1 pseudogene is annotated in these 255 nt (G+C 66.7%); it reads right to left on the bottom strand.

Annotated elements, in window-relative coordinates:
- Positions 1–255, bottom strand: a pseudogene (locus MRBLSP13_RS22515) (oxidoreductase); the annotation flags it as partial.

Here is a 255-nt window from a genome sequence, read left to right as displayed (position 1 = left end):
GGATATCCGCTTCCTTGCGGATCCGTTCGCCGAACGGCACCTGGTAGCCGGCCGCCAGCGGAATTTGCTGACGGTGATCGAGCCCGCCGGTGGTGACGTCGATGAAGTCGCATCCGAGCGCCTTGAGAGCCTTGGCGAACTCGACCGCCTCGTCGGGGTTGAAGCCGCCCTCGACCCAGTCGGTCGCCGACACGCGAATGCCCATCGGCTTGTGCGCGGGCCATTCCGCCCGCATCGCCTTGAACACCTCGAGCG

This window comes from Sphingobium sp. LSP13-1-1.1 (assembly GCF_040676415.1).
Classification (GTDB): domain Bacteria; phylum Pseudomonadota; class Alphaproteobacteria; order Sphingomonadales; family Sphingomonadaceae; genus Sphingobium.
Note: the sequence above shows the minus strand (reverse complement) of the source record. Positions and strands in the feature narration are given on the sequence as shown.